The sequence below is a fragment of the Variovorax sp. GW821-FHT09D07 genome, from assembly GCF_059416345.1.
In genome coordinates this window covers 692,741-709,433 of the sequence record NZ_JBWKOY010000001.1, presented here as the reverse complement: position 1 = coordinate 709,433, position 16,693 = coordinate 692,741, and the positions used below count along the sequence as shown (strand labels likewise).

General features: G+C 69.6%; 14 protein-coding genes. All 14 read right to left on the bottom strand.

The features are described from left to right. Positions 1 to 73 precede the first annotated feature (73 nt). The 14 genes from gmd to AC07OX_RS03220 are packed head-to-tail and all read right to left on the bottom strand — an operon-like array spanning position 74 to position 16,691. Complete coding sequence (gene gmd / locus AC07OX_RS03285; protein ID WP_495259841.1) at positions 74 to 1,111, bottom strand: GDP-mannose 4,6-dehydratase; 1,038 nt, start codon at positions 1,109 to 1,111, stop codon at positions 74 to 76. 35 nt (positions 1,112 to 1,146) lie between these two features. After that, on the bottom strand, positions 1,147 to 2,634 hold the full coding sequence (locus tag AC07OX_RS03280) for a mannose-1-phosphate guanylyltransferase/mannose-6-phosphate isomerase (protein ID WP_095947183.1): 1,488 nt from the start codon (positions 2,632 to 2,634) through the stop codon (positions 1,147 to 1,149). A gap of 60 nt (positions 2,635 to 2,694) precedes the next feature. Continuing rightward, the gene (locus AC07OX_RS03275) at positions 2,695 to 3,441 is read right to left on the bottom strand and encodes a LuxR C-terminal-related transcriptional regulator (RefSeq protein WP_070061303.1); all 747 of its coding nucleotides are present in this window, start codon (positions 3,439 to 3,441) and stop codon (positions 2,695 to 2,697) included. A 40-nt stretch (positions 3,442 to 3,481) separates the two neighbouring features. Further along, positions 3,482 to 4,591, bottom strand: coding sequence for a UDP-glucose 4-epimerase GalE (gene galE, locus AC07OX_RS03270; protein WP_495259840.1), 1,110 nt, complete (start codon positions 4,589 to 4,591; stop codon positions 3,482 to 3,484). Further along, the gene (locus tag AC07OX_RS03265; RefSeq protein ID WP_495259839.1) at positions 4,588 to 5,859 is read right to left on the bottom strand and encodes a glycosyltransferase WbuB; all 1,272 of its coding nucleotides are present in this window, start codon (positions 5,857 to 5,859) and stop codon (positions 4,588 to 4,590) included. Before AC07OX_RS03265 ends, galE begins: the two co-directional genes overlap by 4 nt. Continuing rightward, positions 5,856 to 7,124, bottom strand: coding sequence for a polysaccharide biosynthesis protein (locus AC07OX_RS03260; protein WP_495259838.1), 1,269 nt, complete (start codon positions 7,122 to 7,124; stop codon positions 5,856 to 5,858). Before AC07OX_RS03260 ends, AC07OX_RS03265 begins: the two co-directional genes overlap by 4 nt. Continuing rightward, the gene (locus AC07OX_RS03255) at positions 7,121 to 8,077 is read right to left on the bottom strand and encodes a hypothetical protein (RefSeq protein ID WP_495259837.1); all 957 of its coding nucleotides are present in this window, start codon (positions 8,075 to 8,077) and stop codon (positions 7,121 to 7,123) included. The genes AC07OX_RS03260 and AC07OX_RS03255 overlap by 4 nt, the downstream gene beginning before the upstream one ends. Before the next feature lie 25 nt (positions 8,078 to 8,102). Beyond that, positions 8,103 to 9,056, bottom strand: coding sequence for a hypothetical protein (locus AC07OX_RS03250; protein ID WP_495259836.1), 954 nt, complete (start codon positions 9,054 to 9,056; stop codon positions 8,103 to 8,105). After that, the gene (locus AC07OX_RS03245) at positions 9,053 to 10,144 is read right to left on the bottom strand and encodes a glycosyltransferase (protein WP_495259835.1); all 1,092 of its coding nucleotides are present in this window, start codon (positions 10,142 to 10,144) and stop codon (positions 9,053 to 9,055) included. The genes AC07OX_RS03250 and AC07OX_RS03245 overlap by 4 nt, the downstream gene beginning before the upstream one ends. Before the next feature lie 20 nt (positions 10,145 to 10,164). Next, positions 10,165 to 11,478, bottom strand: coding sequence for a hypothetical protein (locus AC07OX_RS03240; protein WP_495259833.1), 1,314 nt, complete (start codon positions 11,476 to 11,478; stop codon positions 10,165 to 10,167). Positions 11,479 to 11,497: 19 nt separating this feature from the next. Beyond that, positions 11,498 to 12,475 (bottom strand): GDP-L-fucose synthase family protein, encoded by a 978-nt coding sequence (locus tag AC07OX_RS03235; protein WP_495259832.1) that lies wholly within the window; start codon positions 12,473 to 12,475, stop codon positions 11,498 to 11,500. A gap of 37 nt (positions 12,476 to 12,512) precedes the next feature. Continuing rightward, positions 12,513 to 13,193 carry a sugar transferase gene (locus tag AC07OX_RS03230; RefSeq protein ID WP_495259831.1) on the bottom strand — a complete coding sequence of 227 codons (681 nt, stop codon included), beginning with the start codon at positions 13,191 to 13,193 and terminating at the stop codon, positions 12,513 to 12,515. Continuing rightward, positions 13,190 to 15,469 (bottom strand): polysaccharide biosynthesis tyrosine autokinase, encoded by a 2,280-nt coding sequence (locus AC07OX_RS03225; protein ID WP_495259830.1) that lies wholly within the window; start codon positions 15,467 to 15,469, stop codon positions 13,190 to 13,192. Before AC07OX_RS03225 ends, AC07OX_RS03230 begins: the two co-directional genes overlap by 4 nt. A 43-nt stretch (positions 15,470 to 15,512) precedes the next feature. Beyond that, positions 15,513 to 16,691, bottom strand: a complete 1,179-nt coding sequence (locus AC07OX_RS03220) for a polysaccharide biosynthesis/export family protein (RefSeq protein WP_062473261.1) — start codon at positions 16,689 to 16,691, stop codon at positions 15,513 to 15,515. Positions 16,692 to 16,693: the final 2 nt, after the last annotated feature.

Genomic DNA, 16,693 nt, shown 5'->3' with positions numbered 1-16,693 from the left:
GCGGCACCTTCGGGTGCCGTTTTTGTTTGGTCTCGCGCAAATCCCGATGCCATTCAGGACGGGCTTGCCGCGCTCAGAAGGACCGGCCTTCGCGGTTTCGCTGCAAGTCGGCCTCCACCATCATCGCGCACAGCTCCTCCAGCGTCGTCCTCGGCTCCCAGCCCAGCGTCCTCCTGGCATGCGACGCATCGCCGATGAGCAGTTCCACCTCCGCCGGCCGATAGAACTTCGGATCGATCCTCACGAGGACCTTGCCGGTCTCGCGGTCGATGGCGACCTCTTCCTGCGCCGTCCCTTCGAACCGGAGTTCGTAGCCCGCGGCCCTGAACGCCATGTCGACGAAATCCCGCACGGTTTCCGTGCGGTTGGTGGCGAGCACGTAGTTGTCCGGTTTGTCGGCCTGCAGCATGCGCCACATGCCATCGACGTATTCCTTCGCATAGCCCCAGTCGCGCTTGGCATCCATGTTGCCCAGCGTGAGCACATCGAGCTTGCCGAGCCTGATCTTGGCCGCCGCGTCGGTGACCTTGCGTGTCACGAATTCGCGGCCGCGCAACGGGCTCTCGTGGTTGAAGAGGATGCCGCAACAAGCGAAGAGCCCGTAGCTCTCGCGGTAGTTCATCGTCATCCAGTGGGCGAAGAGTTTGGAGACGCCGTACGGGCTGCGGGGATAGAAGGGCGTGTCTTCCTTCTGCGGAATGGCCTGCACATTGCCGAACATCTCCGACGTCGAGGCCTGGTAGTACCGGATGCCGCGGTCCGTCAGGCGGATCGCGTCGAGCAGGTGGAGGGTGCCCAGCCCGTTGATGTTCGTGGTGGCTTCGGGCTGGTTGAAGCTCGCGCCCACGTAGCTCTGCGCCGCCAGGTTGTAGACCTCGTCGGGCTGCGCATCGCGAATGAGCGTGATCGAACTGCCCAGGTCCGTCAGGTCGTACTCCACGAGATGAAGCTCCGGATGATCCTGGATGCCGAGCGACTCGATGCGCCAGAAGTTCACCGAACTGGTTCGGCGGAAGGTTCCGTAGACGGTGTAGCCCTTGCCCAGCAGCAGCTCGGCCAGGTACGCCCCGTCCTGTCCGGTAATGCCAGTGACGACAGCACGTTTTTTCATGGCTTCAATGAGGTGAGAGGAAGGGAAGGGGCGGGTCAGGCCGGCGCATCGACGCCGCGTTCGGCCGCGGGCTGCAGGGCCGCTTGCAACGCGAGTGCCTCGCGCTTCTCGGCCGCGGGGCAGCGGCCGTAGGTGTCGTCGAAGCGCACGATGTCGTCTTCGCCGAGGTAGCTGCCGGTCTGCACCTCGATCACTTCCAGCATCGTCTTGCCTGGGTTCTCCAGCCGGTGGATGGTGCCCGAGGGCAGGTAGATCGACTCGTTCTCCCGCACCAGCAGCACTTCGCCGCCGCGCGTGGCCTTGGCCGTGCCCTTGACGACGATCCAGTGCTCGGCGCGGTGGTGGTGCATCTGCAGCGACAGCTTGCCGCCGGGCTTGACGGTCAGGTGCTTCACCTGGAAGCGCTCGCCGGTGTCGATGCTGTCGTAGGCGCCCCAGGGCCGCACCACGCGGCGATGCTCGGTGGCTTCGACCGTGCCTTCGCGCGCCAGCATGCGCACCACCTCGGCCACCTGTTCGGCGCAGTCCGCGCCCGCGACCAGCACCGCGTCCGGCGTGTCCACGATGATCAGGTCCTCGGTGCCCAGCGCCACCACCGGCCGGTGCGGCGCATGGACGAAGGTGTTGCGCGAGTTCAGCACGCTGCCCGCGCCGCTCACGCGGTTGCCCGCCTCGTCGGCCGGGTGCAGCTGGGCCACGGCGTTCCAGCTGCCCACGTCGCTCCATGCGCCCTCGAAGCGCACCACCGCGACGTCGGCGTGCTTTTCGAGCACCGCGTAATCGATGCTGTCGCTGCGGCAGCCTTCGAAGGCCTCGCGGTCCAGCCGCACGAAGCTGCCGTCGACCGACACCGCGGCGGTCGCGCGTTCGCAGGTGGCGAGGATGTCGGGCGCATGCGTGCGCAGTGCCGCGACCAGCGTGCGCGCCTGGACCAGGAAGATGCCCGCGTTCCAGCAGTAGTTGCCCTGCAGGATCAGCGTTTGCGCCACCGCCGCCGTCGGCTTCTCGACGAAGCGCGCCACCGCGTGGCTGGGGCCATGCCCCGTGGCCCCGGCCGCCTCGATGTACCCGTAGGCCGTGCTCGGAAAGCTGGGCGCGATGCCGAAGGTGACGATCTTGCCTGCCAGGGCTGCTTCGACGCCGCTGCGCATCGTGGCCTCGAACAGCGCCACGTCGGGAATGTGGTGGTCCGCGGGCGCAAAGAGCAGCAGGTCGTCGGGCTCGGCCAGCAGGGCCGCCGCGGCCATCGCGGCGGCCGTGTTGCGGGGCACGGGCTCGAGGATCTGGCGGCCCTGCGCGTGCGCGTTCTCGATCGCCTCGCGCACCAGGAAGCGGTGCTCTTCCGACGCAACGCAGGTGATCGTCCGGTTCAGGGTCGCGAGCCGTTCGAGCGTGAGGTGCAGCAGGCTCTTGTTGCCCACGATCGGTGCGAACTGCTTGGGAAAGGCCTTGCGCGATAGCGGCCACAGCCGCGTGCCGCTGCCGCCGCACAGGACCACGGGATGAATGGTGGGGGTGTTCATGGTGACCAGCCTTTGTGTGTGCAGTGGGTGACGAACCGGATCGCTTCGTGGATGTGCCGCTCAGATCAGGCCCGTGTGAACGGCGAGGTTCACCGCCTGGGCGCGCGAATGCACATGCAGCTTCTTGTAGATGCTCTTGATGTGCACGTTGACCGTCTGGCCCGTGATGCCGAGCTTGGCGCCGATCTCCGCCGAGACGTAGCCCGACGCCACGTGGCGAAGGACCTGGCTCTCGCGCGGTGTCAGCGTCGTGTCGCGCGGTGGCGATGCGTCGTCGGCGGGCTGCGGCTCGCGGGGCTGGTGGTTCAGGCGGTGCAGCAGGCGCCGCGCGAGCCGCGGCGTGATGACGGCGCCGCCGTTCACCACGTGCAGCACGGCATCGGCAAAGCTCTGCAGCCAGGCGTTCTTCAGCAGATAGCCCGTGGCGCCCAGCTCGAAGGCGCGCAGCACGTGGGCATCGTCCTCGAGCGCGGAGATCACGATGATCTCGCCGTTGCCATGGTGACGGCGCGCCTCGGCGATCAGCTCGAAGCCCATGCCGTCGCTGAGCCGCAGGTCGACCATCAGCACGTCGAACGCATGCGTGGCCAAGAGCTTGCGCCCCTCGCGGATGCTGTCGGCCTGGCCTTCGAGCTGGATGCGCAGGTCCGACAGCAACTCCTGGGCGATCACCCGGCGCATGTACTCGTCGTCGTCGATGAGCAGCACGCGCACCGGCGATTTTTCCTGGCCCGTCATGAAGTCCGGCCACAGCCTCGCGGCGGGCGCGCACACGGGGGCGGACGGGCCCGGGCGGCGCGGCGCCATCACGGCGGGGGTGGGGTCGCCAGAAGGTGTGAGCGTGTTTTCAGCCATGTTCTTGCCCCGGTTGAAGTGAGTGAGTGACGGCGGTCGGTGCGGTGCCGTCGGCGGCGCGGACCGGGAAGCCCGGCACCGGCCCGTCGAAGCCGCGCGGGTTCGCCAGCTGCCAGCGCCAGCTGTCGGCGCACATCTGGTCCAGGCTGCGCTGCGCGCGCCAGCCGAGCCGGTCCTGGGCGTGCTGCACGTCCGCCCAGTAGGCCGGGGCGTCGCCGGGACGGCGCGGACCGATGTGCACCGCGATGCGGTGCCCGCATGCGCGTTCGAAAGCCGCAATCACGTCGAGCACCGACGCGCCGTGCCCCGTGCCCAGGTTCACCGTGAGCAGGCCCCGATGCAGCGTCGCGTACCGCAGGGCCGCCACATGGCCTTCGGCCACGTCCATCACGTGCACGTAGTCGCGCACACCCGTGCCGTCGTGCGTCTCGTAGTCGTTGCCGTGCACGACGACGTGCCCGCGCTCGCCCACCGCGACCTGCGAGACATACGGCACCAGGTTGTCGGGCGGTCCCTGCGGGTGTTCGCCCAGCAGGCCGCTCTCGTGCGCGCCGATGGGGTTGAAGAAACGCAGGCACGCGATGCCCCAGCGCGGATCGGAGCGGGCGAGGTCCGCGAGCATCCGCTCCACCATCACCTTGGAGCGCCCGTAGGGGTTGACGGCCGCGTACGACGCGCTCTCCCGTATCGGCGAGCGCGGGATGTCGCCGTAGACCGTGGCCGAGGACGAGAAGATCAGCGTGCGCACGCCGGCACGCTCCATGGCCCGCGCCAGCGCGAGGCTGCCCGCCACGTTGACGTCGTAGTAGCCGAGCGGGTCGCTCACCGAGCGGCTCACCGCCTTCAGCCCCGCCAGATGCAGCACCGCGTCGGCCCCGTGCTCGGCGAACACGCGGTCGAGCACCGCCGCGTCGCGCACGTCGCCGCGCACGAGCTGCGGCTGCACGCCGCAGATGCGTGCCACGCGCTCCAGCGAACGCGGGTCGCTGTTGACCAGCGTGTCCAGCACCACCGGCAGGTAGCCGGCCGCGATCAACGCCACGCAGGCGTGGCTTCCGACGAAGCCGGCGCCACCCGTCACCAGAATCTTTGAGTGGGTCATGGTTGGGACTCGCGCAGTGGGGTTGGCGTGGCCGTGCCTCGGTCCGCCACGCAGCGAAGCAGCGCTTGTTCGAGGCGCGACAGGATGGCGTCCTGGTCGAGCTCCGTCTGCGCGAACGCGCGGCCCGCCGCACCGAGCGCCTGGCGCAGGCCCGGCGAGCACGCGAGCTGCGCGATCGCGTCGGCCAGCACGGCCGCATCGCCCGGGGGCACCACGAAGCCACGGTCCGCGACCACGCGGGCGAGTTCGGTGCCGGGGTGCGCCGTGGCGATCACGGCCTTGCCGCTCGCGAACATGCCGGCCAGCTTCGAGGGCATCACGAGGTCGGCGGCATCGGCGCGCTGCGGCAGCACGTGGATGTCGGCCATGCCCAGCAGCTCGTTGAGCCGTTCGGCGGGCTGCAGGTCGAGAAAGTGCACGCGGTCCAGGCCGGCGCAGGCCGACTTCAGCGAGGCGCGGCTCGGGCCGTTGCCGCAGATCACGAAGTGAATGTTTTGCGGGTCGGCGAGCAGGCCCGCCGCCTCGGCCAGCAGCTCGATGCCCTGCTTGGCGCCCAGGCTGCCCGCATAGAGCACGACCACGGCATCGGGCGCAATGCCCAACTCGGCTCTGTAGCCATCGGCCGCGCGGGGAGCGGGGCGGATCGCCGACACGTCCACCCAGTTCGGAAAGAGAACCAGCCGGCCTTCGCCGATGCCCTTGCTCCTGGCCTTGTCGACCATGGCCACCGAGATGGTCGACACGCGGTCGAACCTTGCCAGCAGCCATCGCTCGAGCGACAGCGCGACGCGCCGCACGCCCGCGCCGCGCACGAGGCCCAGGCCGAACGCCGCATCGACTTCGAAGTCCTGGATGTGCAGCCACGACCTGATGCCGAGCAGCTTCGCGAAGCACAGCACCGCGGGCGCGCAGAAAAGCGGCGGCTCCACGACGAACACCAGGTCGGGCTTCCAGCGCGCCTGCGCCAGCAGCAGCGGCAGGCTCGACAGCATGAACGAGCACAGGTGCGCCACGCGCGCCAGCGCACGCGGTTGCGAAGGCACCCAGGTGGGCGCGCGCCAGACCGTGAGGCCGTTGCGCCCGGTGGTCTTGCGGTAGGCCCAGGCCGAATGGCCCTCGAACACCGCCCAGTGCGGGAAGAAGGGCGGCGCCGCGATCACGCGCACGTCGTGGCCCCGGGCCTGGAGCCAGTCGGCCATCTCGCCCGAGTATTTGCCGATGCCGGCCAGCTCGGGCGCGAAGTTCATCGAGTACAGCAGGATCTTCACGGCGACCTCCCCAGGGCCGGGCGCAGCAGGCGCACGATCGGAAAGAAGCCGAACAGCGCGCGCATGCGCAGCTCGTACAGCACGAAGTCGGTGACGAAGGCAATGAAGAAGACGTAGTGCGGCTTGTCGGGAAAGAGCGAGATCACGACGCCGTACGAGGCCAGCCGCAGCGCGAACTCCAGCAGCGTCCACCATCCGAGCGAGCCCATCGTGGCGTTGAGCGAGAGCATCGTTTCGTGGTGGACCGTGTAGGTCCTCAGCAGGAAGTACGGCGCGATGCACACGAAGATGTCGCGCGCCTCGGGCCCGAGCTTCAGCAGCGGCGCGGCCACCGCCATCAGCCCGGCCAGCCCCACGAAGAGCACGCAGCCGAGCAGGAACGAATGCCGCGCCAGCCGCAGCTTCTCGATCGTCAGGTTGGCCGCGTTGGCGTCCAGCATCGCCGGCGTCTTCGTGACGAGAAAGGCCTGCACGAACTGCGAGGGCGCCTCCGCAAGCAGAAAGGCCAGCTTGAACGCACCCACGTAGCCCAGCGGCATGAAGAGCGCCACCAGCAGCAGGTCCGACTTGCGCAGCAGGAAGGTCAGCAGCGCATACACCGTGGCGCTGGCCTGCGACGCGAGCGCCAGCACGGGCGGCCCGGCCGGCGGCGCCGCGCCGTTCGCGGGCAGGAAGATGGCCGCGCCCACGAGCACCAAGGCCAGCAGGTTGATGGCGAGCAGGTGCGCCACACCGATCTCCAGGCCGAGCGCAGCGAGCGTCGCCACGCCCAGCACCAGCACGGTCGCGCGCACGCCCGACTCCAGGTTGAGCAGGCCCGCATGGCCCAGGCCCCGGCTGTACGACAGGCGCAGGCTGTTGAAGGCGAAGACCGCGAGCGACAGCACGATCAGCACGAAGGGCGCGCCGGCCACCGGCAGGCGCTGCGCGCCCACGACGCCGGCCGCGAGCAGCGCGGCCAGCGGCAGCCCGATCGCCAGCGTGCGCAGCAGGTCGCCGCGCGTCACCCGGGGCGGCACGCTCGCGGCATTGCGCGAGAACAGCAGTGAACTGCCCAGCGTGCCCACGACCAGCCCCACTTCCAGCACCGACTGGTAGACGGAGTACTCGCCGAAGCGCGCGGGCGCCACCTGCGCCGCGATCAGGAAGATCGCCAGGAAACCCGACAGGTACACATACAGCCGCGACGCGAGCGCCCCCAGGCCCAGGCGCTGTGCCAGGCGGATGCCGGGCAGCGCGAACGAGGTGCCGGCGGCGGGCTTCATGGCGTGCTCCCGTCCGCGGGGTGCTTCGGCGTTGGCGCCTGCGCGACGCCCAGGGTGTCGGCCATGCGGCGCGCGCGCGAGGCGATCCGGTGCGCGTTGTTCTTGGCCCGGCGCGCCATCTGCAGTGCCCAGGTGAGCAGCGCGACCGTGTACACGCGGCGATGCAGCGCGGGCTGCATCGCCAGCTTGGCGGCGCCCTGGAAGTGCAGCGCGAGCACGCGCACCGTGTCGCCCGCCGGCGTCTGCAGGCAGGGCTGGCCGTCGACGAAGGCCAGGCGCTTGGCGCCGCCGCGCACGCGGAACTCGCGCACGAAGTGGTTGGTGCCGCCGTTGACGTTGTGGTCGATCACCTGGCCGTCGAACACCCGGTTGATCGGCACGGTGTTGCCGCTGGCCTGCGCCCACAGGTACAGCAGCGTCATGTCGGATACTCCCCCGCGCACGCTGCGGGTCGCGAAGCGCTCGGCGATCTCGCGCAGCTGGTGCAAGCCCGTGGGCGTGCTGTACATGCGCAGGAGGCAGGCGACGAAGTCCTGCAGGCCGGCCGCCGTCCAGTAGCTCACGTGCGGCGAGATCTGGCAGGGGTTCCAGCCGTCCGTGGGCAGGATGCTGGAGCCGGAGAAGTCGGCGTTGCCCACCAGGCGCGCGATGTGGGCGCCGACGCCGCGAAACAGCAGCACGTCGCTGTCGATCAGCACGAAGGCACGGCAATCGGGGTGCGCTGCGAGATGGTTCGCCAGGAGGAAGTAGCGCCGGAAGCAGATCTTCTCGAACGCCGGCGTGTTGCTCGACAGGTGCACGTAGGCCTGGCAGAAGCGTTCGTATGCCGGCCCGGCGTCGGTGTCCGACAGGACAACCAGCTGCTCCTGCGCCATGGCCGCGGATTCGCAGCACAGGCGCAGGGCCGTGTTCTGGCGGTCTTCCACAACGATGAAGGGGAGGGCGTGGTCCATGGTCGGGCAAGCGGGTTGGTACGGGTCAGGGCCGCGGCGCGGTGGCGCTGCGCACCAGCGCGACGTGGGCGGGAAGAAAGTGGAAGTCGGCGTCCAGCGGCATGTCGAGCGTGAGCATTCCGCCCCGGGCGCTCGCGTCGCCGATCCAGCTGCGCAGCTGCGCCGCCGAGAAGCGCGGCGCGCTCGGCTGGGCCCAGGAGGCGCCCAGCGGCGTCAGCACATGCAGCCGGAGTTCGGAGGGCGGCGAGGCCAGGCGTGCGGCGGGCTGCAGGTACTCGCCCGCCATGAGGTTCTGGCACGGCGCGCTCTTGAGGCTGAAGCGCGCCGCCCCCTCGCCGGCATTGAAGGCCAGCCACCGGGTGGGTGCGCCGCTGCGCGCGGCCGCGCAGAACCGGTCCCAGTCGCGCGTCGTCATGCCCGTCGTGTTGTAGACGCCGTCGAACCACCAGCCCGTGGCGAGTGGGCCGTAGTGCTGCGACCAGCTGTCGATCACGGCCGACCAGGCAGCGATGAAGCGCGTCGGCGGTGGTTGCTGTTCGGAGACATCGCCCAGGCACTCCATCAGGTAGGCATCCCCTTGCGGCGCGCGGAACGGCAGGTAGAGGATCAGCGCGATGCCGTGGCGCCGCAGCGCGCGGCCGATCTCCATCGGCAGGTCGCGCGGCGAGCGGTGCGCGGCGCTGCGCGGGCACAGCGCTTCGAGGGCGGCGTTCGGCGCGATGAACTGGCCGTTGTTCTGCCCGAGCGTGAGGATGAGATGGCTGGCGCGCATCCCGGCGAGTTCGGCGGCGAAGGCCTCGACGTCGAAGCGCCCGATGCCGGCGATGGACTGCTTGTCGGGCAGGTAATGCACCATCACGCCGAAGCCCGGTGCGCCCTGCGTTTCGGGCAGTGCTGCGACGGCGGGCCGCGCCCATGCGGCCAGCCCGAGCGCCAGCATCGCGAGCGTGCGAAGCAGGGAGCGTGCGCGGTTCGTCATGGCGTGGCCCTCGCCAGCGACGCGTCACCGCGCTTCAGCCTGAGGTAACTTGCGGCCACCGCGCCCGGCGTGCAGACCCGCGAGAGCGACCATGCGGGGCGCGTGCGCTGGTGCGCGGCCAGGTAGCGCTCGATGCTGCCGAGGCCGACGAATTCATTGCCGATGAAGAACGCGTAGCCCGCGAAGAGCTCCCGGTGCACCGGAAGGTCCGAGAGCAGCAGCGGCACGCCCAGCGTGGCCGCCTCGGCGGCCGACAGGTTGAAGCCCTCGAAGGTGGACAGCGAGATGAAGGCCGTCGCCCCCCGATACAGCCGCAGGAGTTCTTCCCGCGACACCAGTCCCCGGTGCCGCACGCAGCCGCGGAACGCGGGCGCCATGGCCGAGATCATGCGTTCGACCTCCTTGGCGCCGTTGCCGGTGATGTCGAGGTAGTCGACCAGGCCCTGGCGCTTCATGCGCACGAAGAGCTTCAGGATGCCTTCGAAGTTCTTGTGCGGGTAGTAGTGGTAGGCCGCGATCAGGTAGCGCCCGTCGGGTGCTGCCGTGCGGTCGGCGTTCGCGGCGACGGCGCCCGCATCCACGGGATTGAAGATCACCGCCGGGTGCTCGCAGCGCCTGAAGTGCCGCTCGAAATCTTCCTGGCTGCTGCGGCTGATGAAGACCACGTCGGCGGCGCTGCGCGCGACGCGGTGCAGGTTCCAGTCGAGCCAGAGGCGCTTGCGCGCGCTGAAGTACTGCGGGTACGACTTGTACTGCACGTCGTGCACCACCACGATCGAATCCCGATGGCGGCCGAAGGGCGCCAGCAGCGAGAAGGGCAGGAAGTAGTTCGGGAACAGCGAGTACACGCGCTCCCCGCGCAGCCATCCGCGCACCAGGTGGACGTTGTAGAGCAGCGTGTCGAGGATGAAGCGGCTGATCTTCAGCCGCCGTGCGGCCGCGTACAGGTGCGGATGGCGCTCGCTGATCGGCTGCACCTCGTGGCCCGGCGCGTCGCGCATGCTCTCGAGCAGCACCTCGGACACGTTCAGCACCCCGCCCGCCGACGCGTTGAGCCGGATCGTGTCGTAGAAGAGGTAGGTGGCCATGGTCGCTCCTGCGTGCGTTCTCATGCGGTCGGCAGGCTGGCGCGCGCCGGGCGGGGGGCCGGCCTGCGGAACCACGCAGCGAGGCTGCCGGCGACGACGGCCGCGACCAGCCCCGAGACGGCGAACGGTCCCCAGCCCAGGATCGGCCCGCGCAGGAACGGCACGTAGGCCGCCAGCAGCACCAGCGCGCACAGGTAGCCGGCCGTCAGCGTGCGTTGCGGGTCGATGGCCTTGTCGACGAGGCGAAAGAGCGCCGAGACCGCGAAGCCCAGCAGGGCCGGGCCCGCCAGCCCGAAGTCGAAGTAGGCGGTGGTGAAGGGCGGCAGCGACAGGTTGCTCTGGGAGAAGTTGCCCAGCACGGCCGGCCAGCCGAGCGGGTCGAAGCCCGAGAACATCTTCAGTTCGCGCGGCAGGATGAAGGAGAAGGCCGAGAGCAGGTAGCGCCCGTAGCCGAGGTCGGGCGAGGGCGCGCGCTCCAGGATGCCCGCGACGACGAACATCGCGTCGAAGTCCTGGCTGAACGGGTACGACGCCAGCTCCGCGCCCCACATGGCGTCCCGCGAGATCAGGTTCAGCACCGGCCCCAGGCCCGCGATGGCGCCGAAGATCACGGCGGCGAGCGTCCACCGGTGGCGCCGCCCGAGGGCATGGATGAGCAGCGGAAGCAGCCCGATCAGGATGACCTGGCGCGCCGTGTTGACCGGGTTCGCGGCGATGGCGGCCAGTGCGAACGCGAGGCCCGCGACGCACCAGGCCCACAGCGTGCGCTGGCGTGTGGCGTGGATCGCGAGCGCCACGCAGCACAGCAGCACCATGAGCTTGGGCAGCGTGGAATAGACGATGTACTGGACCGGCGCGGCCTCCTCTTCGGAAATCACGCCGCGCGCCGTGAAGTTCATGTCGGGGCGCAGGAAGAGCATGGCGAACGCCACCTCCAGGCAGGCCAGCAGCAGGAAGGGGTGGGCGACGCCGGCACTGAGCGCGCGCTGCGCCGGCCGGGGCGTGGCGGGCGGCTCGGGCAGGCCCAGCCGGGCGGCTTCCACGCCGGCCATGTACAGCAGCACGAGCATCAGCCCCTGCGTGTGCGCAGCCTGCCCGACGATGCCGACCTCCCAGAAGTCGGTGTCGGTCGCGATCTGCATCGCCGGCGCCAGCGAGAAGTAGATGAGAACCGCCGTGTAGTGGATCAGCAGGAACACGCTGTCGCTGGCGGTGCCCAGCATCGACAGCTGCACCACTGTCAGCACGAACACCACGCCGTAGCCCCAGACAGGATCGATCAGCCCGCACAGTGCGGCGCAGACGATGCCGGACCAGAAGACGAGGGTTCTCATGGCGAGGTCCGTTTCTTCTTCAGGCGTGCTCGGCCTCTGCGGCGGTCCGGCGCGCCGTCTGGTAGTCCGCATAGGTGCGGCGCAGCCCTTCGGCCAGCGGCACCGTGGCGCGCCACCCGAAGCTGGCTGCGCGCGACACGTCCAGCAGCTTTCGCGGTGCGCCGTCGGGCTGGGCCAGGTCGTAGTGGATGCTGCCCTCGTAGCCCACCACCTCGCGGATGTGCTCCACCAGCTCGGCGATCGAGACGTCCTCGCCCGTGCCGAGGTTGATGTGGCCGCGCATCGGATCGGTGTGCTGGTCGTAGGCGGCACGCGACAGGTTCATCACGTCCAGGCAGCCCTCGACCATGTCGTCCACGTACAGGAACTCGCGCCGCGCCCGGCCGCTGCCCCAGATCAGCACGCTCGGCGTGCGGCTGATCTTGGCCAGGTGAAAGCGCTGGATCAGCGCCGGCACCACGTGGCTGTTCTCCAGGTGGTAGTTGTCGCCGGGGCCGTAGAGGTTGCTCGGCATCACGCTGCGGAAGTCGACGCCGTGCGTGGCGCTGTACTGCCGGTTGTAGCTCTCGCACAGCTTGATGCCCGCGATCTTGGCGATCGCGTAGGGCTCGTTGGTGGGCTCGAGCTTGCCGGTGAGCAGGGCCTCTTCGCGGATCGGCTGTTCGGCCAGCCGCGGGTAGATGCAACTCGAGCCGAGGAACAGCAGCCGCTTGACGCCGGCGAGAAAGGCCTGGTGCGTGAGGTTGGCCGCGATCAGCAGGTTCTCGTAGATGAACTGCGCGGGGTAGGTCATGTTGGCGTGGATGCCGCCGACCTTGGCCGCCGCCACGTAGACCTGGTCGACGCGCTCGGTCGCGAAGAAGCGCGCGACGGCGGCCTGGTCGAGCAGGTCGAGCTCGGCGTGGCTGCGCGTCACGACCTCGTGGCCGAGTTCGCCCAGGCGCCTCGTGAGCGTCTGGCCGACCATTCCGCGATGACCTGCAACATAGATTCGCATGACGTTCTTTCAGTGAAGGAAGAGGGGGCTCCAGGTCTCAGCGCGAACCGCGCGCCCCGAGCACGACGCGGAAGGTCTTCAGCAGGATCACCACGTCGCGCAGCAGCGACAGCGTGGCGACGTACTCGGCGTCCATGGCGGCGCGGCGGCGGTAGCTCACCTCGTTGCGTCCGCTGATTTGCCACAGGCCCGTGATGCCCGGGCGCACGGCGCAGTAGTACGCCCAGTACGGGCCGTACAGCTCCTTCTGCGCAAACATGCAGGGGCGCGGGCCGACCATGCTCATGTCGCCCTTGAGCACGTTCCAGAACTGCGGAAACTCGTCGATGCTGTAGCGGCGCAGGAAGGCACCGAAGCGGGTGATCCGCGGGTCGTGCTCGAGCTTCTGGAACTTCTCCCATTCGCGCCGCGCCGCGTCGTTCTCGCGCAGGTGCCGGGCCAGCAGGGCATCGGCGTCGGGTGCCATGGTGCGGAACTTGTAGAAGCGGAAGATCCGTCCGTCGCGGCCGTAGCGTGGCTGCACGTAGATGGCCGGGCCGCCCGAGGTCAGCAGCACGCCGAGGGCGATCAGCGCATAGGCCCAGCCCAGGAACAGGAAGAAGGCGCCCGCCAGGAGGATGTCCATGGCGCGCTTGGCGGCCTGCAGGAGCCGCGAGCCGCCCACCGGCACGGAGCGGGCGGCGGTGCGGTGCGGCGTGCGTGAAAGGTGCGTGCTCATGATGTCGCGCGCTCCGGTTCGGCGCGGGGGGTGTGCCCCAGCGCGGGCGGATAGATGTTCGGCGGCAGGCCGTAGGGCCCGTAGTCGTAGCCGTAGGCGTTGTGGCGTTGCCGCGCGTCCTGCGCGTTGAGCACCACGCCGTGGAACGCCGCGCCCACGTGCGCCAGCCGCTTGGCGCTCTCCACCAGGTCGCCCAGCTCGCTGTCGCCGGCGCGGGCCACGAGCATCAGGGTGCCCACGTCCGGTGACATCGCCACGGTCTCGGTTGCCAGCAGGATCGGCGGTGCATCGATGACCACGGCGTCGTACAGCGCCGAGAGGGTCTCCAGCAACCGCGTGAACGCAGTGGAACCCATCATCGTGGCCGGATCGAGCGGCAGCTTGCCGGTGGTGATCACGTCCAGGTGCGGCAGCACCTGCGCATGCACCGCTTGCGCGAGCGTGGCGGTGCCGGCGATCAGCTCCGACAGGCCGGTGGTCGCCTTGAGCCCGAACTGGCTCGCCAGCTTGCCGCGGCGCATGTCGGCGTCGATCAGCAGCACGCGCTTGCCCGAGGCCGCCAGCACGGCCGAGAAATTCGCCGACAGGAAGGTCTTGCCCGCGCCCGGCGTGGCGCTGGTCAGCAGGATGCGGTTGTTCTGCGCGCCGGCCATCAGGAAGCCCAGCGCGGTGCGCAGCCTGCGCACGCCTTCGAGCGCCGGGTCGTCCGGGTGCGAGGCCGCCAGCAGCTTCACGCCGGGCTTGCCCTGGCGGATGGCGCGGTCGAGCGTGCCCTGCCGCGTGCTGAGTGCGATCGTGCTGTAGACGTTCAGGCCGGTGCGCATCTCGATCTCGTCGGGGGTGGCGACCGTGTTCTTGAGCACCTTGCGAAGCACCGACGTGACCGCGCCCAGGAACAGCCCCACGACCAGTGCCAGCGCCATCACGATCACCGCCTTGGGCCGCACCGGCTTCTCGGGCGACAGTGCCTGGTCGAGCACGCGCACGTTGCCGATGCGGCCTTCGCGGGCCAGGCGCATCTGCAGCGAGCTGTTCAAGAGCGACGAATAGAGCTCGGTGTTGACCTTGATGTCGCGCTGCATGCGCAGCGAGTTCTGCTGCAGCATCGGCATGCGGCGGATGCGGTTGTCCACGCCGCCCAGCTCCTTGCGCAACGAGGCGATCTGCGCGTCGAGCGTGATCAGCATCGGGTGCTGGCTGGTGAAGCGGCTCGCCAGGTCCAGGCGCTTCTGGCGCGCGTCGAGCAGCTTGGCCTGCAGGTCGACGTTCTGCGACAGCGCGTTGCGCGCCTCGTCGTCCAGGCTGATGGTTCCGTTCTGGTTGCGGTACTGGTTGTAGGCCTCTTCGGACTGTTCCAGCTGCTGCTTGAACTTGGGCAGCTCGGTGCCCAGGAAGTTCAGCGTGCGCTCGGCCTGCGCGGTCTTCTGGTCGATGTTCTGGCGCATGTACAGGCGCGCCACTTCGTTGAGCAGGTTCGCCAGGTGCTCGCGATCGTCGGTCTGCCAGCTCACGTCGATCACGCTGGACTGCTTGCCCTTCTCGATCACGCGCAGCTCGCGCTGCAGCTCGAGCATGGTGAGCTGCGTGGAATGCCGCGTCAGCTCGAAGGCGCCGCCGGGCCGGGCGTCGATCGAGGCCACGAGCAGGTGGACCGTGCCGCCCGGCACCGAGCTGTCCTGCGGCTCGCCGACCCGGCCGTGCAGCGGGGTGTCGAGGTCGGGGTGCGTCAGGGTGTAGGTGCCGTCCTTGCCGGCGGTCAGCAGGAACTTCTTGCCCTCGAGGGCCGGCGGCACGTCCATCTGCGCGACCGCGATCCGCTCGGTGCCCGACACATAGCCGCGCATGCCGAGGAAGCCCGGCCTGGACAGCGTCTTCGAATGCCGTGCGATGAAGGCGCCCACGACCGGGATGTAGTGCGGCCGTGCCTTGATGAACAGCTTGGTGTTCTCGATCGCCTGGCCGAGCACCATGCGCGACTTCAGGATCTCGGCCTCGCCCGAGGTCGGCGTCTTCACGCCCACGCCGTTGACCGCGGCATCGCCCGCGCCGCCGGGCGAACGTTCGGCGTCCTCGAGCTGGATCAGCACGTTCGCTTCGTACACGCGCGGCCCGAAGAGCGCGTAGCCCGCGCCCAGCACCAACACCGCGGCGGTGACCGAGGCGATCAGCCATCGGTTGTCCAGCATCAGGTCGACGTATTCCTTGAACCTCGAGTGCGGGCGCTCGGGTTCCGGGTTGTACGGTGCGGGAAGCGGGGGGTACCAACGCGCATTCATGGGCTTCACCTTCTTTGTCGTGTTCGGGCCGGGGCTGCGCGGCCTACCTGCTGCGGGCGGTGTCGCGCGCGAGGTTGATCACCTGGGCGGCGGGAAGGATCAGGTTGGCGACCCGGTTCCACGAGACCAGCGGCACGCGGTCGACGTAGACGACATCGCGCGGCCGCAGCTCGAAGCGGTCGGCCAGCGCGAGCGCGGCCGGGTTCTTCGCGTTCAGGCTGAAGATCTGCGGCGTGTCGGGCGTCTGCGGCGAGTTGCGGATCACGTAGATCTGCCCGGGGTCGGCCGTGAGCAGGTCGGGCCCGCCCGCATCGCCGAGGGCCTCGTTCAGGCTCATGCGGCCGTTGCGCATGAGCAGCGCCGAGGGCCGCAGGATCTCGCCCATCACGTAGATGCGGCTGTCGTCCCGGCTGCCGACGTACACGATGTCGCCGTTGCGCAGCGGAATGTTGTTGGCGTCGGCGCCGAAGCGCTTGAGCTGCATCAGGTCGATGACCACCGTGCGGTCGCCGCGCGTGAGCGTCACATGCGAACGGTCGCCCCCGGCGGTGATGCTGCCCGCGCGGTTGAGCGCCTCGGACAGCGTCATCGGGATGTCCGTGAAGATCTGCAGCCCCGGCGTGCGGACCTCGCCCTCGACATAGGCGCGCTGGCTGCGGAACGACTGGATGCGCACGCTCACCAGCGGTGCCTTGATGATGCTGCCGATGCGCTTGGCGATCAGCTCGGACGCACCGCTTTCCGTCAGGCCCTGCAGCCGGGTGCGGCCGATGTAGGGAAAGCTGATCTCGCCCGCGGCATCGACGATGAAGCCCGGCGCCACGGTGACGCCGGTCGGATCGCTCTGCTGCGCGATCACCGCGCCCAGGTTGGGCTGCAGCTCGGGGTTGTTGTAGACGGTGATGCCCACCACGTCCCCCGGCCCGATGGTGTAGGGCGCGGGCCGGCCGAACAACGCCTTCACGTCGGGCGGGATGCCCGTGTTGCCGGCGAGCTGCGCGCGGACCAGCTCCGGCGTGATGGCCGCGATCCTGCCGCCGGCCGTGCCGTCGGCCGACTGCAGCGGGCCCGGCGTGCCGAAGCCGGGTGCGCAGCCGCACAAGCCGAGCGACAGCAGCAGTGCCATGGCGCGCGACCGGAAGCGGCCACCGGGAAGGGCGCGGGCGCCCTCGGTGGCGAGGAGGCGCTCGCCGCGCGGGTTCGCTGGGGTTGCGGATGTCATGG